This window comes from Monashia sp. HAY1-5C, from assembly GCF_056755255.1.
Genome location: NZ_JBPGXG010000371.1, coordinates 1 through 270, shown reverse-complemented (window position 1 = coordinate 270; position 270 = coordinate 1). Strand labels below are relative to the sequence as shown.

General features: G+C 58.5%; 1 pseudogene. It reads left to right on the top strand.

The features are described 5' to 3' along the window. Nucleotides 1-87: 87 nt before the first annotated feature. A pseudogene (locus ACR9ZK_RS22080) lies at nucleotides 88-270 on the top strand (SRPBCC family protein); the annotation flags it as partial.

Below are 270 nucleotides of genomic sequence, written 5' to 3'. Positions count from 1 at the left end.
CACCTGTCCTTGGAATACGAACCTCACGGAGTCCTGGAATTCCTGGGGGACAAGTTGCACGTTGTTGAAAGGCAGGCTGAGTCAGACTTGAAGAAGTTCAAGGAGTACATCGAAAAGCAGGCACCCGAAGCCGGGATGCCGGCATCCGGTACCGCCGCTTCTACGGGAGCCGCTGCCGCCTCGGACTCAACGCCCGTGATTGATCCCGCAACGCACGTGTTCGACCAAACCAACGGCTTGGTGGACCTCGAGGGCGATTCTGATGAGACC